Source organism: Limnohabitans sp. TEGF004 (genome assembly GCF_027924965.1).
Classification (GTDB): Bacteria; Pseudomonadota; Gammaproteobacteria; order Burkholderiales; family Burkholderiaceae_C; genus Limnohabitans.
Window position 1 is genome coordinate 958,962 of record NZ_AP027056.1, and the last position, 26,638, is coordinate 985,599.

A 26,638-nucleotide genomic window follows, 5' to 3' on the forward strand; every position below is an offset into this window, starting at 1 on the left:
CGATGACTACCCCATCACTTGACACTGCTCAACCCAAAGCGTGGGATTGCGATTTGCTGGTGGTGGGCTCCGGTGCCGGTGCGTTATCTACCGCCGTGACGGCGGCACACCTTGGCCTCAAAGTCATCGTGGTGGAAAAAGATGCGCACTACGGCGGCACCACCGCATGGTCGGGGGGCTGGATGTGGATTCCACGCAATCCACTGGCTATTCAAGCGGGCATCACCGAGCCGATTGAAAAACCACTGTTGTATTTGCGTCATGAGTTGGGCGAGCAGTTTGATGAAGCACGTGCGCGCACGTTCCTCACGCACGGCCCACGTATGGTGCGCTTCTTTCAAGAACACACCGCCTTGCAGTTCATCGATGGCAACTTGATTCCAGATTTCCATGGCAAGACTGAGGACGCCGCATTAGGTGGCCGGTCGGTCTGCGCCGCGCCGTTCAATGGTCGCTTGTTGGGCAAGCATGTGAAGCAGCTCAAAACGCCGTTGTATGAGATGACCTTCCTCGGCATGGGCATTGCCTCGGGGGCTGACATTCGTCACTTCTTCCATGCTTTGCGTTCATGGGGCTCGTTCTTCCATGTGGCCAAGCGCGTCACGCGTCATGTGTTTGATTTGGCGATGTATGGACGTGGCATGCAGTTGGTCAACGGCAATGCTTTGGTGGCCGCTTTGGCCAAGTCGGCATTCGATGCGGGCGTGGACATTCGCGTGAACAGCCCTGCCGTGCGTTTGATCACTGAAGGTGACAACGGTTCGCAAAAAGTGCGTGGCGCCGTGGTGATGCACAACGGCGTTGAGCAAACCATTCGCGCCAAGCGCGGTGTGATGTTGGCCACGGGGGGCTTTCCACACGACCCACAGCGCAAGAGCCAACTGCTGCCACACGATCCCACGGGCGAACAACATTTCTCTGCCGCCTCGCGCGGCAACACGGGCGATGGTTTGCGCTTGGGCGAATCGGTGGGTGCGGTGGTGGCGAACGATTTGAAACATGCGGCAGCGATGGCGCCTGTGTCTTTGGTGCCACGTGCCGATGGAACAATTGCACACTTCCCTCATTTGATTGAACGCGGCAAGCCTGGCCTCATTGCCGTCACGCGCTTTGGCAAACGCTTTGTGAACGAGGCCGACTCGTACCACGACTTCATGCAAGGTTTGATTCAAGCGCTTCCTGAAGGTGAGCCTGTGCAAGCCTGGTTGGTGGTGGACCACTGCTTCATCCGTCGTTGGGGTTTGGGCGCCGTCAAACCTGCACCCGTTCCCATGCACAGCATGTTGGCCAATGGTTACTTGAAACGTGGCAACACCTTGGCTGAGTTGGCGGAGGTGTGTGGCATCAACGCCGTGTCGTTGCAAAACACCGTGGCGCGCTACAACACCCAAGCAGACATCGGTTACGACGGTGAATTTGGCAAAGGCCAAACCGCTTACAACCGCGTGCAAGGCGATGCCACACACGAAGGCCGCAACCCCAACATGGCGCCCATTCAAGACGGCCCGTTTTACGCGGTGCGCATCGTGGCTGGCAGCTTGGGCACGTTTGCCGGTTTGCGCTGCAACGAACACGCGCAAGTGCTCAACGCGCAAGGCCAGCCCATCGACGGTTTGTACGCCGGTGGCAACGACCTCTCTAGTGTGATGGGCGGCAACTACCCGAGTGGCGGCATCACCCTTGGCCCCGCCATGACCTTTGGTTATTTGGCCGCGCATCACGCGGCTCGCTTGTCACCTGACTTTGCATCTTCTGAACATCCATTTTTGAAAAGGACTTCCCCCATGTATTACGAACTCGCCACCATGACGCTGCCTTTTGGCACCGCTGCTCAAGCCGCAGCTAACGTGCAAACTTTCGCTGCGCAAGGCCAAGGTGAATTGCTGGGCTGCTGGTTCACCGACATCGGTGTGCTCAACCAAATGATTGTGTTGCGTGGCTTTGATGACTTGGCCACTTTGCAAGCCGAACGCAACCGCACACAACACAACGCTAGCCCGTTTGGTTGTGGCGACATCTTTCAAAGCTTGGAGCAACACAGCTACCAAGGCTTCCCTTGGATGAAGCCTGTGCGCCCGAGCGCTGAGAGTGGCATCAACGGACCCGTGTATGAAATCCGCACCTACGGGATCAAACCCGGTGGCGTGCAACCCACGATTGATTTGTGGGAGCAAGCCATTCCCGCGCGCGACAAAATTTCGCCCTGCGTGGTGGCGATGGTCGCTTTGGATGGTCCGCTGCGCTTCACCAACATTTGGGCTTACCCCACACTCGACGCACGAAGCAAAGCGCGCGCGGATGCTGTGGCCCAAGGCATCTGGCCACCCAAAGGCGGCCCTGCCAACTTGACCACCAACATGGTGTCCACCATCGCCATGCCCACTGCGGTTTCGCCATTGAAATAAATTGTCAAGGCGGCATACCATGCGTACTTATTCGCTCGCATACCTCACGGCCAATGCGTCGACCGTGCCGCAAGCCATTGGCATTGCGGCGAAGTTGGGCTATGCCTATGTGGGTTTGCGTGTGCAACCCAACGGACCCGGTGCACCCTTTCAAACCTTGATTGGCGATGTTGCTGTGTTGCGCGAAACCCAAGCGGTAATGCGTGACACCGGCGTGGGGGTGTATGACTTAGAAATCATCCGCATTGGTGAACAGTTCAAAGTGGCAGACCATGCCGCGTTGATGGACATCGGCCAAACCTTAGGCGCCAAAGCGGTGTTGATTGCCGCAGACGACGCCAATGAATCACGTTTGGCCGACAACTACGCTGCGCTTTGTGATGCCATGCGCCCCTACGGCTTGACCGCCGATTTGGAGTTCATGCCATGGACCGCCGTGAAAGACGCCAAGTCCGCCATGCGCGTGGTTGAGTTGGCAGGACGCCCTAACAACGCCGGCATTCTGGTAGACGCTTTGCACTTTGGTCGTTCCACCACAAGCTTGCAAGACATCGCAGCCATTCCACGCGAGTGGTTGCACTATGCGCAGATGTGCGATGCACAAGCAGGTTTGAACTTCACGACAGAAGAGCTGATTCACACCGCAAGACAAGAACGCCTCTTGCCAGGTGAGGGCAATATTGACGTGACAGGTTTGTTTGCCACTTTGCCCCAAGACCTCCCCGTGAGCGTAGAGATCGTGAACCTAGAACGATCAAAACCCATGGGCGACAAAGCATGGGCCGAACTGTGCCTCAATGCAACTAAGAAGGCTTTAGGCGATGCCTGAATCAGCACGCCACGTTCACAACAGTCGCCAAGTTGGGCTGCCTGTGCGCGCAGCAAGCGACATTCTGAGCGAAGCGAAGAGGAGCTGCTGTGCGCACAGGCAGCCCAACTTGGTCATCACCAAAACCGTAACGTCAAATCAACGGGCGCAAACTCTGCGCCACTTCACGCAATACAGGCAACACGCGGTTCACGGCTTCCTTGGAGGTCTCATGCTGAATGGGCATGCTCACCGTCAAAGCGCCTTGCACATTCCCTTTGTGGTCACGCAAGGGCACGGCCACACCGCGGTACGCCAAGTCGAGTTGCTGCTCGGACAAGGCCCAGTCTTGCGCGCGAATGCGGGCCAGCTCGGTGCGCATGCGTTTGGGGTCGGTGATGGTGTGCGAGGTGAAGGCTTTGAGTTCGTGGTTGGCCAACCACGCATCCGACTCTTCCTCACCCAAGAGTGCGAGCAACAACACACCCGCGCTAGTCAAGTGACACGGCACACGCGCACCCAGCGCGAAGCTGGTGTTCATGCTGCGGTTTTGACCGTTGCGCGCGATGTAGACCAAGTCGTAGCCGTCGAGGACGGCGACAAACGAAATTTCTTGTGTGCCCATCGCCAAGCGTTGCAACGAGGGTTGCACGATGCGCGGCAAGCGGGCCGACTCCAGGTACGACTGACCCAGTCGCATCACCTTTGGGGTGAGCCAAAACAGCTTGCCGTCGGTGGTGACAAAACCCAAATGCAAGAGCGTCAGCAAATACCGACGTGCCGCTGTGCGGGTCAGGCCGCAGCGTTGGGCAGCTTGGGTGGCGGTCAAGCGCGGGTTGTGTTCGTCAAAGGTTTGGAGCATGGCGAGGCCTTTGTCCAGACCGGCGATCCAGTCCTTCTTGTCCATGCCCGCGGCGTGCGTCAAAAGTGTGTTCATAGGGGGTGCAGGGGGAAACCCGTGATGCGTTCGATGATCGCACAAAAACGTTCGTTTATCGCTCAATCTTGGGCAAATGTTCCGACAGATCAAGCTTTTCCAATTAAATTGCACACATCTAAAACCAATCGATGGTGTGCCTTCGATTTCATCACCCCGAGCCGCCAGACATTGGCTCAATTTCAAACCCAAAGAGGAGACATCCATGAATAAACGTTCCACCTTGAAAGCTGTTGCCGCTGCCGCAATTTTTGCGTTGGCTGGCGTCGCGCATGCCCAGCAAACTGTGAAGATTGCCAACATCGTTGAGCTGTCTGGCCCAGGCACCACAGCTGGCACGGTGTTTAAGAATGGCGTGGAGTTGGCGGTCAAAGAGATCAACGACAACGGCGGCATCTTGGGCAAAAAGATTGAGAGCTACACCGTTGACACGCAAACCAATCCTGGCGTGGCCAAGGGTTTGACTCAAAAGGCAGTGGATGACGGCGTGTTTGCCATTTTTGGCCCCGTCTACTCAGGCTCCATCATGGTGTCCATGGCTGAATCTAAACGTGGCGAAGTGCCTAACTTCACAGGCGGCGAAGCTGCTTCGATCACTGCGCAAGGCAACCCTTATGTGTTCCGCACTGCGTTCGGCCAAAGCACCTCATTCCCCAAGCTGGCCAAGTTCATCAACACCAAAGCCAAAACATTGGCTGTGATTTATGTGAACAACGACTTCGGCAAAGGCGGTCGTGACACACTGAGCAAGTTGCTGGCAGATGGCCCTACCAAAATCGTGGCCGACATTTCAACAGACGCAGGTCAAGTTGACTTTTCTGCCGCCGTGTTGAAAGCCAAGCAAACCAACGCTGACGCGATCTTTGCCTACACCAACGAAGAAGAGTCTGCACGTTTGTTGCGCGAATTGAAGAAGCAAGGCTGGACCAAGCCCGTGATCGGTGAGACCACATTAACAGGTCAAAAAGTGATCGAGTTGGCAGGCGATGCCGCCAACGGTGCGATGGCCCACGTGGGTTTGACCGTGGATGCACCGAACCCAGAAATGTTGAAGTTCAAAGCCAAGTACTACCAAGCCTACGGCAGCATCTCTGACCACAACGGCATCAAGGGTTACACCGGCGTGTACGTGCTCAAAGCTGCGATCGAAAAAGTGGGCAAGCTCGACCGCAAGGCTGTGGCACAAGCACTGCACGGCATCAGCATCAGCGCCAAGAAGCACCCAGGCGTGATCATGGATGTGAGCTTTGATGACAAGGGTGACCTTGACCGCGAAAGCTTCTTGATCGAAGTGAAAAATGGCCGTCAAGTGGTGACAGCCACTTTGCCCGCTTTGAACGCCAAGAAGTAATTAGAGAAACAAGGCACGCCTGCGGGCGTGCCTTTCTTTTTTCAAGCGAATTGACATGACCGACTTCCTACAACTCTTTTTCAGTGGCCTCGCCACCGGCAGCATTTATGCGCTGGCGGCCTTGGGCTTTACCTTGCTTTGGCAAGCTTCGGGCACCATCAACTTCGCACAAGGCGAGTTTGTGATGCTGCCGGCTTTCATGATGCTGGGCTTCATGGCCGCAGGCTTCCCTTTGATGTTGAGCTTTGCCGCGAGTTGTGTGCTGTCGGTCTTTGTGCTGGGCTGGTTGTTCAAGCGCGGCGTGGTGGACCCACTCTTCAAGTTCGGCATGATGCCCATCGTGGTGGCGACCATTGGTCTGTCCATCGCCATGCGCAATGCGGTGCGCGCAGGTTACAGCGCTGAGCCGCATCCATTTCCCAATCTATTTCCAGATGAGGTGTACAACATTGCCGGTGTGACCATTTCGGCCACCGACATTGGCACCTTTGTGTTTGCCATTGCACTCGTGTTGATCACACAAGCTTTCTTGGCCAAGACCGTCACCGGTCGTGCCATGCAAGCGGTGGCACAAAACACCGAGAGCGCTTCGGTGTTGGGCATCAACGTGCCCCGCATGATTTTTTACACCTTCGCCATCAACGCGGTGCTGGCAGCAGCCGCTGCGATTTTGGTGACGCCGACGTATCTGGCCAAGTTCGACATGGGCGCAGCTTTGGGTACGAAGGCTTTCTTCGCTGCCATCATTGGTGGCTTCAACAACTCACGCGGTGCGTTGTTGGGGGGTGTGATTGTGGGCGTGTGCGAAAACTTGGCTGCAGCCTACATTTCGCCGGCCTACAAAGACGCGGTGGCGTTGATCATTTTCATGGTCGTGATTTTGTTCAAGCCACAAGGCTTGCTCGGTAAAAAAGTGGAGCGCAAAGTATGAAGAAGCTCGCAATTCTTGCCGGCCTCTTGGGGCTGTTGGCCTGTATTTTTGTGCCCACGCTGCTCAAAAATCACGGCATTTATTTGTTCACCTACTGGCTGATTTACGTCATCGCCACCATGGGCTTGAACCTCACCATCGGTTATGCCGGTCAAAAGTCACTCGGCCATGCCGCGTTCTTTGGCATTGGTGCCTACACCGTGGCGGTGATGATGCAAGCGGGTTACAGCTTTTGGCTCGGTATGCCACTCGCAGCCTTGGGCTGCTTTGTGGTGGGCTTGGCGCTGGGCTTTCCTGCGCTGCGCGTGCAAACCATTTACTTGGCGTTTGCCACGCTTGGCTTCAACACCGCGGTGTGGTTGGTGATGCGCAACGAAGAGTGGCTCACGGGCGGCACGTTTGGCATCAACAACATTGCACGTCCTGAAGTTTTTGGCATCAGCTTTGATGGCAACTTGGCTTACTACTACTTGGTGTTGGCGTTTGCCGTGGTGTTGGGTTTGCTTTTGTGGGGCTTGCTGCATTCGCCATGGGGCAAAGCATTCACCGCCTTGCGTGACAACCCCATCCGTGCGGAAAGCTTGGGCGTGGACATTCGTGGCTACACCTTGTTGAGCTTTGCGATTGGCGCGGCCTATGCAGGTATTGCCGGTGGTTTGTTTGGCTCATTGGTGCAGTTCATTGACCCCGCGCCATTCACGGTGGAAGCGTCCATCATGATGTACCTCATGGTGGTGGTGGGTGGCCCCGGTTATTTCTTGGGCCCCTTGCTGGGTGCTGCAGTGGGTGTGATCTTGCCGGAGTGGTTGCGCTTTGCGCAGGCCTGGTATTTGTTCGTGTTCGGCACGGCCGTGGTGATGTTGATGATTTGGCTGCCCGACGGTTTGCTGAGCATTCCAGACCGCATCCGTGCGAAACGTCAGTCGCGTGAAGCCTCAGCGGCACGTGCGGCTGCAGGCCAATCAGGAGTGAAGGCATGACGAATTCAAACATTCAACCCGTTCTCAAAGTCACCGACTTGAAGAAAGCCTATGGCGCGATTCAAGCGGTGGGTGGCGTGTCGTTTGAAGTGCGCCCTGGTGAAATCTTTGGCGTCATTGGCCCCAACGGTTCGGGCAAAACCACCTTGTTCAACAGCATGTTGGGTCAAATCACACCGGACACCGGCAAGATCGAACTCAATGGCCAAGACGTGACGCAGTTGGGTCCTTTGGAGCTCAACCGCTTGGGCGTGGGGCGCACCTTCCAAACCCTGCAAGTGTTTGGCAAGATGACCGTGCGCGACAACTTGATCGTGGCCGCGCAAGAGCACCAAGGCACCATGTTCAGCCGCATGTTCGCACCCAGCGATTCAGATTTAGGTGCCAAGGCAGATGCCTTGATTGACCAGTTCCATATCAAGCACGTGGCCGATAAAAAAGCGGGTGAGTTGAGCTACGGTCAACAAAAGCTGGTCGACATTGCCATGGCCTTCATGAGTGAACCCGACTTGGTCTTGCTTGACGAACCTTGCGCGGGCGTGAACCCTTCGCTGGTGGGTGGCATCAGCACCTTGCTGAAAGACCTGAACAAAACCCGCAAGGGTAGTTTCGTGGTGATCGAACACAACATGGATTTTGTGATGGACCTGTGCCACCGCATCATGGTGATGGTCGAAGGCAAGGTGATGGCCATTGGTACACCGGCCGAGATTCGTGCCAATAAACAAGTGCTCGACGCCTACTTGGGAAGCTGATCATGACAACACATAACAACACAACACCGTGCATCGAATTTGACGATGTGGTGGCAGGCTACAAAGATTTCATGATCTTGAACAACCTGTCGTTTTCTGTGCCCAAGGGCTCCATCACCTTGTTGATTGGACCCAACGGCGCTGGCAAGTCGACCGTGCTCAAAACCTTGTTTGGTTTGCTCACGCCGCGCCAAGGCAAGATTCGTTTGAATGGCGATGACATCACTGGCGCCACACAAAAAGACTTGCTCGCGCGTGGCATTGCCTTTGTGCCGCAAGGTCGCAATTTGTTTGGTCAACTCTCGGTCTACGAAAACCTAGAGTTGGGCGGCATCACGCTGGGCATGAAGACCACGCACGAGCGCATTCCTGAAGTGCTGGAATTTTTCCCGCGCGTGAAAGAGCGCATGAACTCCTTGGCATCTTCTCTCTCGGGTGGTGAACAAAAGCAACTTGAAATTGGTCGCGCTTTGTTGCTGCGTCCCAAAGTTTTGTTGATTGATGAACCCTCGATCGGTTTGTCGCCCATGGTGGTGCAAGACGTGTTCAAGCTCTTGCGCAAGTTGGCTGACCAAGGCACCACGGTGCTGATGGTGGAGCAAAACGTGAAGAGTGCGCTCAAGTACTCAGACAACGCGATTGCTTTGGAGTCTGGTCGTTTGGTGCTGTACAAATCAGCCGCTGAAATTTTGGCTGATCCACAAATGGAACGTTTGTTCTTGGGTGGTGCACACACCACCACGGCAGCAGCAGCGACCGTTTAAGCATGCCCCCAGTGAACATCGCGGTCGCTGGTGCGGGCGTGATTGGTCGCGCTCACATCGCCGTCATTGCGCAATCTTCGCAGTGCCGATTGAGCGCCATTGCCGATCCGTCTGAGGCTGCGCAAGCCTTGGCTCAAGAGCATGGCGTGCCTTGGTTTGCCACCTTGGACCAACTGCTGGCTGCTGTCTCGCCAGACGGCGTGATTCTGGCAACACCCAATGCCATGCATGTGCCGCAAGCCCTGCAGTGCATTGCCGCAGGTGTGCCGGTGTTGGTGGAGAAGCCGATCGCACACACCGTGGCCGATGCACAAAAGCTGGTGCAAGCCACGCAAGCGCATCAAGCCAAGGTGTTGATCGGTCACCACCGAGCCCACAGCCCCATCATGCGTCAAGCCCAAGCGGTGATTGACGAGGGGCGTTTGGGGCAGTTGGTGAGCGTGGTTGGCAGTGCCATGTTTTACAAGCCCGATGACTACTTCACGCAAGCGCCTTGGCGGTGTGAGGTGGGCGGTGGCCCAATTCTGATCAACCTCATTCACGAGATTCACAACTTGCGCATGTTGTGCGGTGAGATCGCGCAAGTGCAGGCCATGACCTCGAATGCGGTGCGTGGCTTTGCGGTGGAAGACACGGCATCCATCACGTTCCGTTTTGCATCGGGTGTGTTGGCGTCATTCATGCTCTCCGACACAGCGGCATCGGCGCAGAGTTGGGAGCAAACCAGCCAAGAGAACAAAGCCTACGCCAGCTATGACGATGAAGACTGTTACGTCATTGCAGGAACGATGGGCAGTTTGTCTGTGCCCACCATGCGCTTGAAAACCTACGGCAAAGCTGAAGACCGTTCGTGGTTCAAGCCTTACCAAAGTAGCACTGTGGCGTTAGAGCGAGAAGATCCCTTGCGTTTGCAGATGGACCACTTCATCCGTGTGATCCAAGGTGCGGAAGAACCTCTGGTGAGCGCGCACGACGGCTTGCAAAACTTACGGGTCGTCGAAGCCATTGCGCAGGCGGCGGCAAATCAGCAAACCGTTCGCTTAAGCGAAACTTGAACTTGGCGCGCAGGGCGTGTTGCGCCGGCTGGCACTCAGCGGCTCAATCGCACCATGTGTCCCGTTTTCGCGCTGGCTTGAATCGCATCCAAGGTGGCGGCAATGTCGTGGCTCGCCATTGCTGTGCGTTCGATGGCGGCCATGTCACCCGCGCGCACCACCTGGGCAAAGGCTTCTGCGGCAAAGCGGAAACCACTGCCTGACGCTGAATGCACGTCTTCAAACGGAATGCTGTTGGCAACGCCTTGGCGCACGCGCATTTGGCTGGGCAAGTAGCCCCAAGGGTGCGTGTGCGAGTCGCTGGTGTGGTTGAGGTATTCGGTCTCGACCGTGCCGTGTGAGCCCACGATGGTGGCGCGTCGGTGGTTGGCGGTGTCCATGGCGCAAGACATCTGCGCACGTCGGCCATCAGCGTAAAACAAGGTGGCCATCAGGCTGATGTCCACGCCCGTGTCAGCCCACGTGGCATGGGCCATCACACGTTCGGGGGCGCAGCCCATGACCAAACGAATCAAGCTCAGTGGATAGCAGCCTGCGTCCAGCAGGGCACCGCCGCCGAGGTCAGGCTTCATGCGGATGTTGGTGTCGGTGTTACCCACGGTGAAGCCAAAGCTGGCTTGCATGCTGCGCACCTCGCCAATCTTGTCGTGGCTCAAACACGCCAACAAGTCGCGGGTTTGGGGTTGGAACCAATAGGGATAAGCCTCTAACAACATCACGCCTTGTTGGCGCGCGACTTCAAACATGCGTGTGATTTCGCCCAAGTTGAGTGCCAGCGGTTTTTCGCACAACACATGTTTGCCCGCTTGCATGGCGCGAATGGCCCACTCGGCATGCAGGCTGTTGGGCAGCGGGAGGTAGATGGCGTCTAGCGCAGCATCAGTTAGCAGCGCCTCGTAGCTGCCGTGAGCGCGTGCGATGTCAAAGCTCTGCGCGAAGGCTTGCGCTTTGGTTAAGTCGCGGCTGGCCACGGCTTGGATGGACACCTGCTTGCTGCCGTGCACATCGCGTGTAAATTGTTTGGCAATGTTGGCGCAACCCAGGATGCCCAAGCGCAATGGGGCAGTGCGTAAAGAGGTGTGATGTGAGGTGGTCATAGAACAACATCTGCAATGAGTTTGAGGGATACCGCAAACAGGCCCGCTTGCACCAAGCGGTAAAACCAAACGTCGGCAATCTTTCGGGTGATGTACGCGCCCAGCACCGTGCCCACCAAGGCGAACGGGATCAGGTCTGCGGCGCGCATCAAGTCGTCGTAAGAGTAAGGCTGCAAAAGTTGGTAGGGCCAAATCTTGGCCGCGTTGATCACAGCAAACAACAACGTGGCGGTGCCTGCAAATTGAACCTTAGGCAGTCGCTGTGGCAACACATAAATTTGAAACGGCGGCCCTCCCGCGTGCGAGATGAAGCTGGTAAATCCCGCTACCGTGCCCCAGAACCAACCCTTCTTGGCATTGACTGGTTGTTTGTCTTGTGGCGTTTTGCGCAGCCATGTGTTGAGGCAAAAACCGATGCCCATACAGCCAATGATCAGTTTCACGGCGCTGTCCGAAGTCACCGAGGCCGTGAGCCACCCAATGAACACACCCAACACACCGGCAGGAATGAGGATTTTTAAATTCGGTGCGCTGAAATTTTTGCGATACAGCCACACACTCACCACATCCGAGATGATGTAAATGGGCAGCAACAACACCGCCGCTTTCACCGGTGACATGAACAGTGAGAGCAGGGGGACGGCCAGCATTCCCACCGTGGGCAATCCGCCTTTGGACAAGCCCACCAAGAGCGAGGCGAGACCAGCTAAGACGAAGTAAGAATCAAATGACATGTGTGGTTTTGTGTGTGCGTCGCTTGAGTTTACGCACGCGATGACACCTGGCTGTGTACTAGGGTTCTTCTGGAGACAGATGTCTGCTCTGTGCACTCTATACTTTGATAATGAACGAAACGGTACATTCTTCTCGCAAAGCGCCCAAGCGCACCAACGATCCTGAGCGGACGATGGCGGGGATCTTGGCCGTGGCGACCCAAGAGTTTGCAGCCAAGGGCTTGGCGGGCGCACGCATCGACGCGATTGCAGCGGCCACGCACACCAGCAAACGCATGATCTATTACTACTACGGCAGCAAAGAGGGCTTGTATTTGGCTGTGCTAGAAGACGCCTATCGCCGCATTCGCGCCACCGAGTCCGAGCTGCACTTGTCCGATCTGTCGCCTGTCGACGCCCTCAAAGCATTGGTGGGCTTCACTTTTGATCACCACCACAGCAACCAAGATTTCATTCGTTTGGTGATGAACGAAAACATCCAACACGGTAGCTATTTGGCACAAAGCAAGCTCATCCAAGAGTTGAATGTGTCGGCCATTCAGTCCATCGAAGAGTTGTACAAGCGTGGCGTCAAGGCGGGTGTATTCCGCAAGGGGCTGGATCCTATTGATATCCACGCGTCTATCTCGGCGTTGACTTTTTTCAATGTCTCCAACCGCTACACCTTCGATTTGATTTTCAAACGCAACGGCCAAACAGCCAAAGCTCTGTCGGCACGACGCCAAAGCGTGGTGGACATGGTTCTGCGTTTTGTTAGCTATTCAAATTTGGCATAGCAGGTAGTTGGCTATGCGTGATTTAAATGCGGGTTTTCACTAACATGTCACAAAGTAACTGTTTTGTACATTTTGTTTCAACCCATATTCTTTAAGGATCATCCTCATGTTCAACCTCATTTTGGATCGCTGCTGCAAAGTGCTTGAAGCAGCGATCGCCTTTTGCCTCGCCCTGATGGTGGTCCTGGTGTTCGGTAATGTGTTTCTGCGTTACGCCATGAACTCAGGCATCACCTTGTCTGAAGAGCTGTCGCGTTGGGCTTTCGTGTGGATGACCTTCCTCGGCGCCATCGTGGCCCTGAAAGAGCACGGCCATTTGGGGACAGACATGTTGGTGAGCCGCTTGGGCCCATTCGGCAAGAAGGTGTGCTTGGGTGCGTCATACATTTTGATGTTGTTTGCTTGCTGGCTTTTGCTCAAGGGCGCTTATGAGCAAGCCGTCATCAATTTGGACAGCACCAGCGCCGTGATGGAGGCTTCGATGGCTTGGGTTTACTTGCCCGGCATTTTGTTTGCTGTGATGGGCGGTTTGATTTTGAGTGCAGAGTTCATTCGCTTGTTGACTGGGCACGTGCGCGACGAAGATTTGGTGATGATTCAAGAGTCTGAAGAAGCCCCACACGGCGACAACCACTAAACCCATCCAAGGAACAAGACCATGACGATCGCTGTATTTCTCTTTTCCCTGATGGGTTCCATGGCGTTGGGTATCCCCATCGCCTTCTCTTTGCTGTTGTGCGGTGCTGCGCTGATGTGGCACATGAACATGTTTGACGCGCAAATCTTGGCGCAAAACTTGATCGAAGGCTCCAACAGTTTCCCGTTGTTGGCTGTGCCATTCTTCATGTTGGCTGGCGAGATCATGAATGCGGGTGGTTTGTCACGCCGCATCGTGAACTTCGCCATGGCGTGTGTGGGCCATATCAAAGGTGGCCTGGGCTACGTGACCATCATGGCTGCGGTCATCATGGCTGCATTGTCTGGTTCTGCCGTGGCCGATGCCGCTGCTTTGGCCTCTTTGCTCTTGCCCATGATGGTGGCGGCTAGCCATGACCGCGCCCGCTCGGCGGGCTTGATTGCCTCTGCCGGCATCATCGCGCCCGTGATTCCACCGAGCATTGGCTTTGTGATTTTTGGTGTGGCCGGCAACGTGTCGATTTCCAAATTGTTCATGGCCGGCATCGTGCCCGGCATTTTGTTGGGTGCGTCTTTGTGGATCACGTGGTGGTGGTTGGCCCGTCAAGAAGTGGTGACCGTGCCCCCACGTAAATCGTTTGGCGAAATTCGTGAAGCGCTGCGCGAGGCAACTTGGGCTTTGGTATTGCCTGTGATCGTGGTGTTTGGTTTGAAGTTCGGTGTGTTCACACCGACAGAAGCTGCGGTGGTGGCTGCTGTGTACGCCTTGCTCATCTCGACCTTTGTGTACAAAGAGCTGAATTTGAAGAGCTTGTATCCCTTGTTTGTTTCGTCTGCCAAGACCAGCGCGATTGTGATGTTCTTGGTGGCAGCGGCCATGGTGTCTGCTTGGTTGATCACGGTGGCTAACTTGCCTGCTGAATTGGTCGCTTTGCTTCAACCCTTGTTGGACAGCCCACGTTTGTTGATGCTGACCATCATGGTCATCACCATGTTGGTAGGCACCGCCTTGGACATGACACCAACGATTTTGTTGCTCACACCTGTGCTGATGCCTGTGGTGAAAGCTGCTGGCATTGACCCTGTGTACTTCGGCGTCTTGTTCATCATCAACAATGCGATTGGTTTGATCACACCACCTGTGGGCACAGTGCTCAATGCTGTGGCCGGTGTTGGTAAAGTGAGCATGGATGAAGTCACGCGCGGTGTGATGCCATTCATGGTGGCGCAGTTCATCATCATGTTTGCGATGGTGGCCTTCCCACAATTGGTGATGGTGCCCGCACGCTGGTTCTATTGATTCTTTTCCACTGTCAGCCCGGGTACGCCTGGCAGTGGTTCCCTTGATTCGCGTACGACCGCAAAGTTCTTCAGGAGACACTGACATGAAACGTGTATTTATCAAGACCGTGATCGCCACTGTGGCCATGGCCGCCATGGGCATCGCTTCGGCGCAAGTGAAAACCATCAAGTTCGCCAACCAGAACAATGCGGGTCACCCCATTGTTCAGGGCATGGAGAAGTTCAAAGAAATCGTCGAGAAGAACTCCGGCGGCAAACTCAAAGTCAACATCTTCCCAGGTGGCACTTTGGGCAGCGACCAAGCCAACGTGTCTGCCATCCAAGGCGGCTCTCTTGAAATGGCTTCCATGAACTCTGGCATCTTCGCAAGCCAAGTCAAAGAATTCGCCGTGTTCGATTTCCCCTTCATGTTTGCGACCACCAAAGAAGCGGATGCTGTGGTCGACGGCGCCTTCGGTAAGAAGATGCACGCCAAGTTGGAAGAAAAAGGTTTGATCGGTTTGGCTTATTACGAACTGGGCTTCCGTCACTTGACCAACGGCAAGCGCGCCATCAACAAAGTGTCTGACATCGAAGGCCTGAAGTTGCGCGTGATTCCTAACCCCATCAACGTGGATTGGGTGAAAGCTTTGGGTGCCAACCCTACACCACTGCCATGGCCAGAGGTGTATGCCGCTTTGGAGCAAGGTGCCGTGGACGGTCAAGAGAACCCCATTCCCACCATCAACAGCGCCAAGTTGTACGAAGTGCAAAAGCACATGGCTTTGACAGCACACCAATACAACCCACAGTCTGTGATCATCAGCAAAAAATTCTGGGATGGCTTGAGCGCTGCTGAGAAGAAAGTGGTGGCTGATGCGGCGACTGAGTCTGCCAAATTCCAACGCGAAACTGCACGTAACTTGGAAGCCAGCTTGTTGGCCAATCTCAAGAAAAACGGCATGCAAGTCACTCAGTTGCCTGAGTCTGAAATGGCGATCTTGCGCGACAAGATGCGTCCTGTGACCGCCAAGCATGGCGTGAACGTGGGCCAAGACGTGGTGAAAGAGTTGCAAGCTGAAATCGACAAAGTGCGTTCAGCTGCGCCTGCCAAGAAGTCCAAGTAATTGACTTCGTGATGCTTCGCCGCTTGCATGCGGCGAAGCTTTTTTTGTTGAACGAATATAAAAACTCTCAAGGGAAGTTGCATATGAAAGTCTTGATGCTCCACGGCGTGAACCACAACATGTTTGGTAAACGCGACCCTAAGCAATACGGCACCATCACACTCGATGAGATCAATGCCAATTTGCACAAGTTGGGCAAAGAGCTCGGCGCTGAGGTTGAGTGCTATCAGACCAACCACGAAGGCGACATGTGCGAGCGCATTCATCAAGGCTACTTTGACAACGTGGACGCCGTGCTCATCAACGCCGGCGCCTGGACCCATTACAGCTACGCCATACGCGATGCCTTGGCCGTGTTGACTTGCCCTGTGGTCGAGTTGCACATGTCCAACATCCATGCGCGTGAAGAATTCCGTCACAAATCAGTCTTCGCTGAAATTGTGAAAGGCCAAATTTGCGGCTTTGGTGCTGACAGCTACGAGCTGGCTTTGCGTGCCGCGGTGTCTGCTGTTCAATCTTCTAAATAAAACACCATGAGCAAGCACGGCATTTCTATCAATGGCAACACGCAGCTGATTGCCCACATTGGTTTTCCTACGCATTCCTTCAAGTCGCCCATGATTTACAACCCGTACTTCGCCAGTGCGGGCATCAATGCAGTGGTGGTGCCCATGGGTTGCCAAACGCCTGACTATCAGGTGTTCTTGAAGTCGGTGTTCAGCCTCACCAACATTTGTGGTGCGTTGATCACCATGCCGCACAAGGTGGTGACGGTGGGCTTGCTCGACGAAGTAACCGCCACCGTGCGCGTGGCCGGTGCTTGCAATGCCGTGAAAAAACTCGCGGATGGCCGTTTGGTCGGCGACATGTTTGATGGCGCTGGCTTTGTGCGCGGCGTGCAACGCAAGGGCTTTGACCTCACGGGTAAGCGCGTGTTGGTGGTCGGTTCTGGCGGTGTGGGGTGCGCCATTGCGGCGTCGCTCGCGGGTGCAGGCATTGCCGCCATCAGCTTGTTTGATGTGAACACCGCATCTGCCGAGGCCTTGGGCCAACGCTTGAAACAAAACTACCCTCAGATCGATGTGCGCACAGGCTCGAACGATCCTGCGGACCACGACTTGGTGGTCAACGCCACGCCCATGGGTATGAACGAAGGCGATGCCTTGCCCATGGATGTATCGCGCATTTCGCCCGACGCCTTTGTGGGTGAGGTGGTGATGAAGACCGAAATGACTGCATTCTTGCAAGCCGCCAAAAACCGAGGCTGCCGCGTGCAGGTGGGCTCGGACATGTTGTTTGAGCAAATTCCTGCCTACTTGGAATACTTCGGCTTGCCCACCACCACCGCTGACGTGCTGCGCGATGTGGCGCAGCTGAGCTATTGAGTTTTGAGCTATTAATTTTTCTTGGAGTATTTGATGACATTGACATCTCAACATCGCGAGTCCGTGCCCGATATGCCCAATCGTTTGGGCTTGGATGGGATCGAGTTCATCGAATACGCCACCAGCCGCCCACAGGCGCTGGGCCAAGTGTTAGAAAACATGGGCTTTCGCCCCGTTGCACGCCACCGCTCGCGTGAGGTGACCTTGTACCGCCAAGGCGGTATGAACTTGGTGGTCAACGCCAGCCCCGATGATGCGCGTGTGAGCGCCACCACCGATGGCCAACCTGTCATCTCTGCTGTGGCTTTCCGCGTGCGCGATGCGCTGCAAGCGCACACCCGCTGCATGGAGTTGGGTGCATGGAATGTGACCAGCCAAGCGCAAGCGATGGAGTTGCACATTCCGGCCATCCACGGCCCAGGTGGCAGCCGCTTTTACTTTGTGGACCGTTGGCAAGAGTTCTCGATTTACGACATCGATTTCAAACCTATTCCTACTGTGGACCAACACCCAGAAGCCACCGCTGGCATGAGCTACTTTGGTGTGGTGCAGTACATCGGCGCAGGCCGCAGTGCCGACTGGTTGGCCTACTTTGAACACATGTTTGATTTCAGCTTTGTGCCCGACGAGCAACGCTTTGGCATCTTGCCCAAAGGTAAGTTGATGAAAAGCCCCTGCGGCAACTTCTTGTGGCAACTCATCGAACCCGATCCTTGGATGGACACCGATGAGTCGCCCGAGTGCTTGCAACGCATTGGTTTGGGCGCGGTCGATGTGGGCGCCGCGGTGACGGCACTCAAAGCGCGTGGCGTGGAGTTTGTCGAGTCCACCCAGTTGCACCCCGAAGACCGTGGCGCGCTCACACGCAGCGCCTTGGGCTCAGTGTCGTTTGAGCTGGTTCACAAAGACCAATGAAGGGGCATGCCATGAACTTGCTCGATGGTTTCGGTATGGACACCATCACGATGGCGGGCTCTTTAGAAGCCAAGCTGTCGGCGATGAAAGACGCAGGCTTTTCACAAGTCATGCTCATGGCGCGTGACTTGGTCACGCACCCTGGCGGCGTGCCTGCTGCTGTGGCTGCAGTGCAGGCCAGTGGCTTGCGCCCCACAGGTTTTCAGGTGCTGCGCGACTTTGAAGGTTTGTCTGGTCACTTGCATGGCTACAAAGTTGACATCGCCAAGTCGATGCTGGAGATGTGCGCGGCCACGGGCAGCAAAGTGTTGTTGGCGTGTTCGTCCACCTCACGCCACGCGACAGATGATTTAGACCACATCGCTCGCGATTTGAAAAAGCTCGCCATGATGGCCTTACCCTTAGGCATCAAAGTGGCTTACGAAGGTTTGTCTTGGGGCCGTACGGTCAACGAGTTCACCACCTCGTGGGATGTGGTGTGCCGCGCCGATTGCCCCAACCTTGGCATTGGCATTGACTCGTTCCACATCTTCGCGGCCAACACGCCGCTGGACGCAATTGAAGACCTTGACCCCGAGAAAATTTTCTTGGTGCAACTGTCTGACTTCATGTGGCACGAAACGCCCACCTTTGAAGACCGCATGACCACCGCACGTACCTTCCGCGTGTTCCCGGGCGAAGGCGTGCACAGCGAGGCTTTGGCCGATTTGGTGCTGCGCCTTGACCGCATTGGTTACCGTGGCGACTACAGCTTTGAAGTCTTCAACGACGACTACCAACAACTGCCCTTGGCCACTGTGGCCGAGCGTGCGCGCAAGAGCGCCACATGGTTGCATGACAACGTGCTGCACCGCTCAGCCCCATTGCCTGCTTGGACACGCACACACGCTTCCGTATGAAACAACGTCAACTCGGCCCCTACCAAGTTTCAGCCATTGGCCTAGGCTGCATGAACCTCAGCCACGCTTATGGCGCACCACCTGCGCCGGAAGCGGGCGAGGCTCTCATTCAACGCGCCCTAGACCTCGGCGTGACGATGTTTGATACGGCGGCTTTGTATGGCTTTGGCACCAACGAGTTGTTGGTCGGTCGCGCGCTCAAAGCGCATCGCAATCAGATCACCTTGTGCAGCAAAGGTGGCATGGCGGGAGTGTCCTTCCCTGACGGTGTGAAGCGCGTGATTGATGGCCGCCCCGAGACCTTGCGTAAAAACTGTGATGACAGCTTGTCGCGCTTGGGCACCGATGTGATTGACCTGTACTACTTGCACCGCTGGGACAAACAAGTGCCCATCGAAGACAGCGTAGGCGCGCTGAGCGACCTGGTACGTGCAGGCAAGATTCGTGAGATTGGTTTGAGCGAAGTCTCTGCCACCACCTTGCGCAAAGCGCATGCCGTGCACCCCATTGCGGCAGTGCAAACCGAATACTCGCTGTGGACACGCAACCCCGAAATTGCCGTGCTCAAAGCCTGCGAAGAGTTGGGCACGACCTTTGTCGCGTTCAGTCCTGTCGCACGTGGTTTCTTGTGTGGTGATTTGCGTGATGTGAGTACTTTGGCGGCCAATGACATTCGCCGCGCCATGCCACGTTTTAACGCAGACACTTATGCTGCCAATTTGCCTTTGCTCGATGCCTACCAATCCATTGCACGCGAAGCAGGCTGTACACCTGCGCAATTGGCCTTGGCTTGGTTGCTGCACAAAAGCAGCTTGCTCATTCCGATTCCCGGCACACAAAATATCCATCACCTCGAAGACAACATCGCTGCCGCTGATGTGGTGCTGTCGGCTGAGCAGATGCAGCGCTTAGAAGCGCTCATCAACCCGCAGACTGTGAAGGGGCCGCGTTACAACGCGGTGAATGCTTCCGAGGTGGATACCGAAGAGTTTGCTTAAGCGTATCAACTAGCAAACAAGTGTTCGCGCAGCCAAATATGCACTGGGTCTTGCTGGTGCCGCACATGCCAGATGGCGTACATGGGCATGTCTGGCGTGTCAAAGGGTACGGGCGCATCTGCCAAACCGCGCAGCAAACCTTGACGCAGCAAGCCGGGCAGGGTGGCCAAGCGCTCCGTGCCAGCCACGAACGCCGCCACGCCTGCAAAGCTGCTCAGGGTGGCCGCAAAACGGCGTTGCACGCCTTTTTTAAGCAGTAATTCGTCAATGTCTAAGCTGCGACGCGGTTGGTGTACCACGGTGATGTGCTCAGCCGCTTCATAGGCTTTCAGCGAGCGCGGGGCTTTGCGCATCTGCGGGTCATAAAACACACGGTAGTTGTCGGCGAACAGGCGCTTGTGTTTGATGTCGGTGGCATCTGGCGGGCGCGGGCTGATGACCAGCTGGCAGTCTTGAGCGCGCAGCATGTCGGCACTGGGCACATCGGATGGCTCCACGCGCAGCGTGACACCTGGCGCTTGGGCTTGCAAGCGGTTCAACAAGCCCGGTAGCAGCAAGTCGCGTTGCAAATCGTTGGCGGCGATGGTGAAACATTGGGTCAGGCGCGCAGGCTCAAACGCACCACTGTGTACAAATCCTTGCAGCTGAGTCAGCAGCCCTTGCGCTTGCAAGGCCAAAGCTTCAGCTCGCGCCGTGGGCACAATGCCGCGCCCCGATTTGACAAACAAGGCGTCGCCCACGATGGCGCGCAAGCGGTCGAGCTGGTGGCTCACCGCGGACTGCGTGATGCCTAGTGCGTTGGCGGCTGCGGTGACAGAACCTTGCTCAATCACGGTGCTGAGCAAATGCAGCAGATGACCGTCCAAATCCAAATGATTAAATTTTTTCATGGAATAAATGAGTATTGCCTTGTTTATTTTATGGGTTGAAACGCCCACACTCCGTTCCATTGAAAAACTTCAATCACGGAGACACACATGAGCCATAACCCTGAACCCATTTTTGGAACCACTTTGTTTGACGGTGACCAAGCCCAAAAAGGCTATGCCCTCAACAAGATGTGCTACTCGTTCAACAGCGCCGATAGCCGCGCTACCTTTAAAGCGGATGAAGAGGCGTACATGCTGCAGTACGGCTTGAACGCACAACAAGCCGATGCCATTCGCACGCGCAACGTCTTGGGCCTGATTGCCGCTGGTGGCAATGTGTACTACCTCGCGAAATTCGCCGGCATTTTGGGTTTGGACGTGCAAGACCTGGGTGCTGCCCAAACCGGCATGACCAAAGAAGAATTCAAAGCCAAGCTGCGCGCTGCGGCCCACCAATAAACATCTAGGAGACACACCATGGCACACATCGTTGGCGGCCTCGCCTCATCACACATCCCTTCTATTGGTGGCGCGATTGCCAAAGGCATTCAGCAAGACCCGTACTGGAAACCATTCTTCGATGGCTTCCCACCTATTCACGAGTGGTTGGGCAAGGTCAAGCCCGATGTGGCTGTGGTGTTCTACAACGACCACGGGTTGAACTTCTTCCTCGACAAAATGCCCACCTTTGCCGTGGGTGCTGCAGCGCAGTACAACAACGCCGATGAAGGTTGGGGCATTCCCACCTTGCCACCGTTTAAAGGTGCGCCTGATTTGTCATGGCACATCATCAACGAGCTGGTGGAGAAAGAATTTGATGTGGTGACGTGTCAAGAAATGTTGGTCGACCATGCGTTCACCTTGCCGCTCAAATTGTTCTGGCCTGGCGACACATGCCCTGTGCTGACCGTGCCGATTTGTATCAATACCGTGCAGTTCCCCTTGCCATCGGCCAAGCGTTGCTACAACCTGGGCAAAGCCGTGGGCGACGCCATTCGCAGCTGGGACAGCGACTTGAACGTGGCCATTTTGGGCACCGGTGGTTTGAGCCATCAACTCGACGGCGAGCGGGCAGGCCACATCAACAAGGCGTTTGATTTGGAATTCATGGACAGTCTGCAAAAGAACCCCGAGTGGGCCACGCAGTTCAGCATCCACGAGTTGGTCGAAAAGACTGGCACGCAAGGCGTGGAGCTGGTCATGTGGTTGGCCATGCGCGGCGCCTTGGGCGACCATGTGAAGCCTGTGCACCAGAACTATCACATCCCAATTTCCAACACAGCCACTGGCGTGATGGCGTTGGCGACCGAATAAAAAAAAGCCGCAAAAGAAAAACCCCGCCGGTGCAAACAGGCGGGGTTTTTTGTTGCCCCGCAAAAGCGGGGCAGGGGCATTACATCGTGTCGATGAAGCTGCGCAGTTTGTCGCTGCGACTGGGGTGCTTCAACTTGCGCAAAGCCTTGGCTTCGATTTGACGGATGCGCTCGCGCGTGACGTCAAACTGTTTGCCTACCTCTTCCAAGGTGTGGTCCATTGCCATTTCGATACCAAAGCGCATGCGCAGCACTTTGGCTTCGCGTGGGGTGAGGCCATCCAAGATGTCTTTGACCACATCACGCAAGCCTGCTTGCATGGCGGCTTCGATAGGCGCTGTGTTGACGCCATCTTCGATGAAATCGCCCAAGTGGCTGTCGTCATCATCACCGATCGGTGTTTCCATAGAGATCGGCTCTTTGGCGATCTTCATGATCTTGCGGATCTTGTCTTCTGGAATTTCCATCTTCTCGGCCAAGACGCTGGCATCGGGCTCGAAACCAAACTCTTGCAAGTGTTGGCGGCTGATGCGGTTCATCTTGTTGATGGTCTCGATCATGTGCACAGGAATACGGATGGTGCGTGCCTGATCGGCGATAGAACGCGTGATCGCTTGGCGAATCCACCATGTGGCGTAGGTCGAGAACTTGTAGCCGCGACGGTATTCAAACTTGTCCACGGCCTTCATCAAACCGATGTTGCCTTCTTGGATCAAGTCGAGGAATTGCAAACCACGGTTGGTGTATTTCTTGGCGATGGAAATGACCAAGCGCAAGTTGGCTTCGATCATTTCTTTCTTCGCGCCGCGTGAGCTGCGCTCGCCGGCATTCATGCGTTTGTTGATGTCTTTGAGTTGCTCCAAAGGCACGACCACTCGGGACTGCAAGTCCATCAATTTTTGCTGCAAGTCTTGAACCGGTGGGATGTAACGGCCCATGGTGGTCGACCATGGTTTGCCAGCAGCAGCTTGCTTTTCAACCCACTTGAGGTTGAGCAAGTTCGGTGGAAAGTCTTTGATGAACGTGGCTTGCGGCATGCCGCACTTGTCCACGATGATGCGGCGCAGTTCGCGTTCGTTCTTGCGCACATCGTCGACTTGGCCGCGCACAGATTCGCACAATTTCTCAATGGTCTTGGCGGTGAAGCGAATGCCCATCAACTCTGCGGTCAATGCGGTTTGTGCCTTCATGTAAGCAGGGGTGCCATAGCCTTCTTTGTCGTAGGTCTTGCGCAGTTTTTCGAACAACACAATCATGCGGTCGAAGCGCTCAAGGGCTGCATTCTTCAACTCTTCCAATTTCTTGGTCAGCGCTTTAGAGCCGCCTTTGCCGTCGTCATCGTCTTCTTCGTCAAATTCGTCGAAGTCTTCTTCGGCCACATAGTCATCGGCTTCGTTGAGGTTGTTGAAACCGTCCACGATGGTGGAGATGACCACTTTGTTTTCACGAATGTCTTCAGCCATGGCCAACACCGCAGCGATGGTGGCAGGTGAGCCGCTGATCGCGGCCATCATGTCCATCAAGCCGCCTTCGATGCGCTTGGCAATCTCAATCTCGCCTTCACGTGTCAGCAACTCAACCGTGCCCATTTCGCGCATGTACATGCGCACGGGATCGGTCGTGCGGCCAAACTCGCTGTCCACCGTTGACAAAGCCGCTTCGGCTTCTTCTTCGGCTTCTTCTTCGGTGGCGGCGGTGGGCGTGTTGTTGTTGAGCAGCAGCGTTTCTGCGTCAGGCGTGTGTTCGTAAACAGCGACGCCCATGTCGTTCAACATGCTGATCACCACTTCGAGGGTTTCAGCATCGACCAACTTGTCGGGCAAGTGGTCAGAAATTTCACCGTGGGTCAGGTAGCCACGTGTCTTACCGAGTTTGATCAGGGTTTTCAGGCGTGAGCGACGCTTTTGCATGTCTTCTTCAGACAGCACGGTTTCGTCCAAACCGAATTCTTTCATCAAGGCACGTTCTTTGGCCTTGCTGATCTTCATGCGCAGGGGCTTGACCTTTTCTGCACCTGGTTCGATGACGGGCTCGCCTTCGAGGTCGGCTTCGATGTCGCCGAGGTCTTCGTCGTCACCGCCGGCTTTTTTACCTTTGGCCTTGGTTGCTTTTTTTGCGGGGGCTTTTTTGGCAGCTGCTTTAGGGGCGTGGGCTTCTACGGCCGAAGCTTTTTTCTTCGTGTCCTCGGCTTTGGGGATTGATTTCACGACGGGTTTGGTGACTGGCTTTTCAGCAGCTTTTGTTTTCGATGCGGGCACTGACTTGGCTTTCGTTGCGGGCTTGGCTGCTGGTTTAGCAGCGGTTTTGACTACCGGTTTGGTAGCCGTTTTTGCAACGGGTTTTGCGACTGGCTTCGTAACTGCTTTGGTTGTGGCTTTGACGGTAGGTTTGGGAACCACCTTCTTGGCTACAGGCTTGGCAGGCTTCTTGGAATTGCGGTCAACAGGCATGAAAACTCCTAGACATCAAAGAAACGAATACACAGCGCCACAAAAACCCGGCGCGGGAAAAGAGAAAAGGGGGGTGAAGTGTGAACCTCTAGAAGCAAGCGGATTGGGCGAACATTTGGTGTGCAGTCCTTGCGGTGAAGTGGCGAGTCGTGCGCTTGTGTCACGGTTGGCCGGGCCCGGAGGTGCTGCTGTCGCACTTGCTAAGTTTGGATTATACCCAAAACGGTGGCCTTAGATTGGCCGCAGGCGCATCAATCTTGGCTTTCGACCAGTTTTTGCGGAATCAGGCCCAGCTGCTTGCGCCGCTCAAACAGGGCTTTGTAGCGCAGCATGGCCGTTGGGTCGGCGGCGGCTTCGGCGATGGCCTCTTTCATTTGCGCGTCCAGGCTTTCAAACAAAATTTTGTTCAAGATACCGCGCAGCTCTAGGCCAGCTTCTTTGTGTTGTTGCTCGGGCGTCAGGCTCTCGGGCATGGGCTTGCCTTCGTCGTCCATGAGTGGGGTGAAGGCGGTGGCCATGACGCGCAGGGCGAGGTCTTCTGATTCATGCTCGCGCAGGCCTTCGCGCAATGCGCCCCAAGCTTGGTTGCCGTGTTCGTGGTGTTGGTGGTCCAGCCACACAAACAGCGGGCCGTGGGGTGGGGCGAGTTCGCACAAGAGGTTGTGGTCTTCTGTGGAGAGGTCGTCCCACAAGTCCATGTGCGAAAGCAGCACCCGTGCAGCGTGGTCGGCGCGGCCTTGTGGAATCAGGCGTGTGCCACGCTTGTAGGTTTTGGGCGCGTAGGGTTCACGGGGTTTGAACTTGGATGATTTTTTAAATTCACCGGTGCGTGCGGGCGCAGCTGCGGGGGCTGGCATCCACAGGTCTTGCAGCTCGTGGTTGCCTAAGTCGGCCAGCTCGGCGATTTCGCTGAGCAACTGGCGCTTCAACGCACCATCAGGCAAGGCCATCCACATCGGCTTGGCGTTGCTGGCCATGTGGGCGCGGCCTTCAGCCGTGTGCAGGTCGCAGCCTTCGCGGGCCACTTCGATGAGAAAGCGGCTCAAGGGCATGGCTTCGGTCACGCAGTGGGCAAAGGCTTCTTTGCCAAATTCTCGGATGTAGCTGTCGGGGTCGTGCTCAGCAGGCAAGAACAAAAACTTCACACTGCGCACGTCGGTGGCGTAGGGCAATGCGCCATCCAGCGCCTTGCGTGCAGCGCGGCGGCCTGCGCCATCGCCGTCAAAGCTGAACACCACGTTGTCGGTGAAGCGAAACAGTTTTTGCACATGGTCTGTTGTGCACGCTGTGCCCAGTGTGGCCACGGCATTGGGAAAGCCCAGCTGCGCCAAGGCCACCACGTCCATGTAGCCCTCGGTCACCAGCACATAGCCGGCGTCTCGCAGCCCGTTGCGGGCTTCAAACAGGCCGTACAACTCGCGGCCTTTGCTGAACACAGGGGTTTCGGGGGAATTCAAATATTTGGGCGTGCCCTCAAACAACACGCGGCCACCAAAGCCAATGCATTCGCCCTTGACGTTGCGGATGGGGAACATCACGCGGTCGCGGAAACGGTCGTAGCGTTTCTCTTCTTCACCGTCTTCTTGGTTCACGATGACCAAGCCGCTCTCTGCCAGAAGCGGGTCTTGGTAATCGGGGAACACGCTGGCCAAGCTTCGCCAACCTTCGGGGGCGTAGCCCAGGCCAAACTGTTTGGCAATTTCGCCGCTCAGGCCGCGGCCTTTGAAATACTCAATCGCTTTCGGTGAGTTGCGCAAATGTTTGCGGAACGATTCGCCTGCTTTTTCCAGCACGTCGGTGAGGGTGGCTTGCTTTTGGCGTTGCTCGGCAGCGCGGGCGCGGTCTTGCGGCGACGCATCGTCTTCTGGCACTTGCATGCCGATGTTTTGCGCCAAGTCCTTCACCGCTTCGACGAAGGTCATGCCCGCATGCTCCATCAAGAAGCCAATGGCATTGCCGTTTTTGCCGCAGCCGAAGCAATGGAAAAACTGCTTGGCGGGGCTCACCGAAAACGACGGCGACTTCTCGCCGTGAAACGGGCACAGCCCCATGAAGTTGGCCCCGCCTTTTTTGAGCTGCACATAGCGGCCGACCACCTCGACCACATCGACGCGTGCTAGAAGCTCTTGAATGAAGGACTGGGGGATGGCCATAAGTGAAAAGGGTGTCGCC

26 protein-coding genes are annotated in these 26,638 nt (G+C 55.8%); 20 read left to right on the forward strand and 6 right to left on the reverse strand.

Annotated features, from left to right (window positions below; all coding sequences use genetic code 11):
- Positions 1–2: 2 nt before the first annotated feature.
- Positions 3–2,405, forward strand: coding sequence for an FAD-dependent oxidoreductase (locus tag LINBF2_RS04850; RefSeq protein WP_281890841.1), 2,403 nt, complete (start codon positions 3–5; stop codon positions 2,403–2,405).
- A gap of 19 nt (positions 2,406–2,424) precedes the next feature.
- On the forward strand, positions 2,425–3,234 hold the full coding sequence (locus tag LINBF2_RS04855; protein ID WP_281890842.1) for a sugar phosphate isomerase/epimerase: 810 nt from the start codon (positions 2,425–2,427) through the stop codon (positions 3,232–3,234).
- A gap of 133 nt (positions 3,235–3,367) precedes the next feature.
- On the opposite strand, the gene LINBF2_RS04860 is transcribed toward LINBF2_RS04855, so the two are convergent.
- Complete coding sequence (locus LINBF2_RS04860) at positions 3,368–4,120, reverse strand: IclR family transcriptional regulator C-terminal domain-containing protein (RefSeq protein ID WP_281891286.1); 753 nt, start codon at positions 4,118–4,120, stop codon at positions 3,368–3,370.
- Between the two features lie 54 nt (positions 4,121–4,174).
- Here LINBF2_RS04860 and LINBF2_RS04865 point away from each other — a divergent pair, with 54 nt between their 5' ends.
- Genes LINBF2_RS04865 through LINBF2_RS04895 form a run of 7 tightly spaced genes read left to right on the forward strand, consistent with a single transcriptional unit; the run spans position 4,175 to position 9,986 of the window.
- Positions 4,175–4,363 carry a hypothetical protein gene (locus LINBF2_RS04865; RefSeq protein ID WP_281890843.1) on the forward strand — a complete coding sequence of 63 codons (189 nt, stop codon included), beginning with the start codon at positions 4,175–4,177 and terminating at the stop codon, positions 4,361–4,363.
- Positions 4,356–5,501 carry an ABC transporter substrate-binding protein gene (locus LINBF2_RS04870; protein WP_281890844.1) on the forward strand — a complete coding sequence of 382 codons (1,146 nt, stop codon included), beginning with the start codon at positions 4,356–4,358 and terminating at the stop codon, positions 5,499–5,501. The genes LINBF2_RS04865 and LINBF2_RS04870 overlap by 8 nt, the downstream gene beginning before the upstream one ends.
- 55 nt (positions 5,502–5,556) lie before the next feature.
- Entirely contained in the window at positions 5,557–6,432 is an 876-nt protein-coding gene (locus LINBF2_RS04875) for a branched-chain amino acid ABC transporter permease (RefSeq protein ID WP_104800263.1), read from the forward strand.
- On the forward strand, positions 6,429–7,412 hold the full coding sequence (locus tag LINBF2_RS04880) for a branched-chain amino acid ABC transporter permease (protein ID WP_281890850.1): 984 nt from the start codon (positions 6,429–6,431) through the stop codon (positions 7,410–7,412). Before LINBF2_RS04875 ends, LINBF2_RS04880 begins: the two co-directional genes overlap by 4 nt.
- Positions 7,409–8,167, forward strand: coding sequence for an ABC transporter ATP-binding protein (locus LINBF2_RS04885; RefSeq protein ID WP_281890853.1), 759 nt, complete (start codon positions 7,409–7,411; stop codon positions 8,165–8,167). Before LINBF2_RS04880 ends, LINBF2_RS04885 begins: the two co-directional genes overlap by 4 nt.
- A gap of 2 nt (positions 8,168–8,169) precedes the next feature.
- Entirely contained in the window at positions 8,170–8,931 is a 762-nt protein-coding gene (locus LINBF2_RS04890) for an ABC transporter ATP-binding protein (protein WP_281890855.1), read from the forward strand.
- A gap of 2 nt (positions 8,932–8,933) precedes the next feature.
- Positions 8,934–9,986, forward strand: a complete 1,053-nt coding sequence (locus LINBF2_RS04895; protein ID WP_281890857.1) for a Gfo/Idh/MocA family oxidoreductase — start codon at positions 8,934–8,936, stop codon at positions 9,984–9,986.
- 35 nt (positions 9,987–10,021) lie between these two features.
- Here the strand turns inward: LINBF2_RS04895 and LINBF2_RS04900 are convergent, their stop codons facing one another.
- The gene (locus tag LINBF2_RS04900; RefSeq protein ID WP_281890859.1) at positions 10,022–11,083 is read right to left on the reverse strand and encodes a Gfo/Idh/MocA family oxidoreductase; all 1,062 of its coding nucleotides are present in this window, start codon (positions 11,081–11,083) and stop codon (positions 10,022–10,024) included.
- The gene (locus LINBF2_RS04905) at positions 11,080–11,817 is read right to left on the reverse strand and encodes a sulfite exporter TauE/SafE family protein (RefSeq protein WP_104800268.1); all 738 of its coding nucleotides are present in this window, start codon (positions 11,815–11,817) and stop codon (positions 11,080–11,082) included. Before LINBF2_RS04905 ends, LINBF2_RS04900 begins: the two co-directional genes overlap by 4 nt.
- Before the next feature lie 110 nt (positions 11,818–11,927).
- On the opposite strand from LINBF2_RS04905, the gene LINBF2_RS04910 reads away from it, so the two are divergent.
- The 9 genes from LINBF2_RS04910 to LINBF2_RS04950 all read left to right on the forward strand — a co-directional run bounded on the left by LINBF2_RS04910 (position 11,928) and on the right by LINBF2_RS04950 (position 19,834).
- Entirely contained in the window at positions 11,928–12,593 is a 666-nt protein-coding gene (locus tag LINBF2_RS04910) for a TetR/AcrR family transcriptional regulator (protein ID WP_281890862.1), read from the forward strand.
- Between the two features lie 106 nt (positions 12,594–12,699).
- Positions 12,700–13,230 (forward strand): TRAP transporter small permease, encoded by a 531-nt coding sequence (locus LINBF2_RS04915; protein ID WP_104800270.1) that lies wholly within the window; start codon positions 12,700–12,702, stop codon positions 13,228–13,230.
- A 21-nt stretch (positions 13,231–13,251) separates the two neighbouring features.
- On the forward strand, positions 13,252–14,529 hold the full coding sequence (locus LINBF2_RS04920) for a TRAP transporter large permease subunit (protein WP_281890865.1): 1,278 nt from the start codon (positions 13,252–13,254) through the stop codon (positions 14,527–14,529).
- 85 nt (positions 14,530–14,614) lie between these two features.
- Positions 14,615–15,637 (forward strand): TRAP transporter substrate-binding protein, encoded by a 1,023-nt coding sequence (locus tag LINBF2_RS04925; protein WP_281890868.1) that lies wholly within the window; start codon positions 14,615–14,617, stop codon positions 15,635–15,637.
- A gap of 83 nt (positions 15,638–15,720) precedes the next feature.
- Positions 15,721–16,164 carry a type II 3-dehydroquinate dehydratase gene (gene aroQ, locus LINBF2_RS04930; protein ID WP_281890870.1) on the forward strand — a complete coding sequence of 148 codons (444 nt, stop codon included), beginning with the start codon at positions 15,721–15,723 and terminating at the stop codon, positions 16,162–16,164.
- 6 nt (positions 16,165–16,170) lie between these two features.
- On the forward strand, positions 16,171–17,022 hold the full coding sequence (locus LINBF2_RS04935) for a ThiF family adenylyltransferase (protein WP_281890872.1): 852 nt from the start codon (positions 16,171–16,173) through the stop codon (positions 17,020–17,022).
- Positions 17,023–17,055: 33 nt separating this feature from the next.
- Complete coding sequence (locus LINBF2_RS04940) at positions 17,056–17,937, forward strand: 4-hydroxyphenylpyruvate dioxygenase (protein WP_281890874.1); 882 nt, start codon at positions 17,056–17,058, stop codon at positions 17,935–17,937.
- A gap of 11 nt (positions 17,938–17,948) precedes the next feature.
- Positions 17,949–18,836 (forward strand): TIM barrel protein, encoded by an 888-nt coding sequence (locus LINBF2_RS04945; RefSeq protein WP_104800381.1) that lies wholly within the window; start codon positions 17,949–17,951, stop codon positions 18,834–18,836.
- Positions 18,833–19,834, forward strand: a complete 1,002-nt coding sequence (locus tag LINBF2_RS04950; RefSeq protein WP_281890877.1) for an aldo/keto reductase — start codon at positions 18,833–18,835, stop codon at positions 19,832–19,834. Before LINBF2_RS04945 ends, LINBF2_RS04950 begins: the two co-directional genes overlap by 4 nt.
- Before the next feature lie 5 nt (positions 19,835–19,839).
- On the opposite strand, the gene LINBF2_RS04955 is transcribed toward LINBF2_RS04950, so the two are convergent.
- A complete protein-coding gene (locus LINBF2_RS04955) occupies positions 19,840–20,724 on the reverse strand; it encodes a LysR family transcriptional regulator (protein ID WP_104800276.1) in 885 nt (294 codons plus the stop codon).
- 87 nt (positions 20,725–20,811) lie between these two features.
- Here LINBF2_RS04955 and LINBF2_RS04960 point away from each other — a divergent pair, with 87 nt between their 5' ends.
- Both LINBF2_RS04960 and LINBF2_RS04965 read left to right on the forward strand, forming a co-directional pair.
- Positions 20,812–21,162: a protocatechuate 4,5-dioxygenase subunit alpha gene (locus tag LINBF2_RS04960; protein ID WP_104800277.1), complete on the forward strand. Its 351-nt coding sequence runs from the start codon at positions 20,812–20,814 to the stop codon at positions 21,160–21,162.
- An 18-nt stretch (positions 21,163–21,180) separates the two neighbouring features.
- Positions 21,181–22,017 (forward strand): class III extradiol dioxygenase family protein, encoded by an 837-nt coding sequence (locus LINBF2_RS04965; protein ID WP_281890880.1) that lies wholly within the window; start codon positions 21,181–21,183, stop codon positions 22,015–22,017.
- Positions 22,018–22,096: 79 nt separating this feature from the next.
- Here LINBF2_RS04965 and rpoD read toward each other — a convergent pair whose 3' ends face one another.
- Entirely contained in the window at positions 22,097–24,466 is a 2,370-nt protein-coding gene (gene rpoD, locus LINBF2_RS04970) for an RNA polymerase sigma factor RpoD (RefSeq protein WP_104800279.1), read from the reverse strand.
- Positions 24,467–24,717: 251 nt separating this feature from the next.
- Entirely contained in the window at positions 24,718–26,619 is a 1,902-nt protein-coding gene (dnaG, locus tag LINBF2_RS04975) for a DNA primase (RefSeq protein WP_281890883.1), read from the reverse strand.
- Positions 26,620–26,638: the final 19 nt, after the last annotated feature.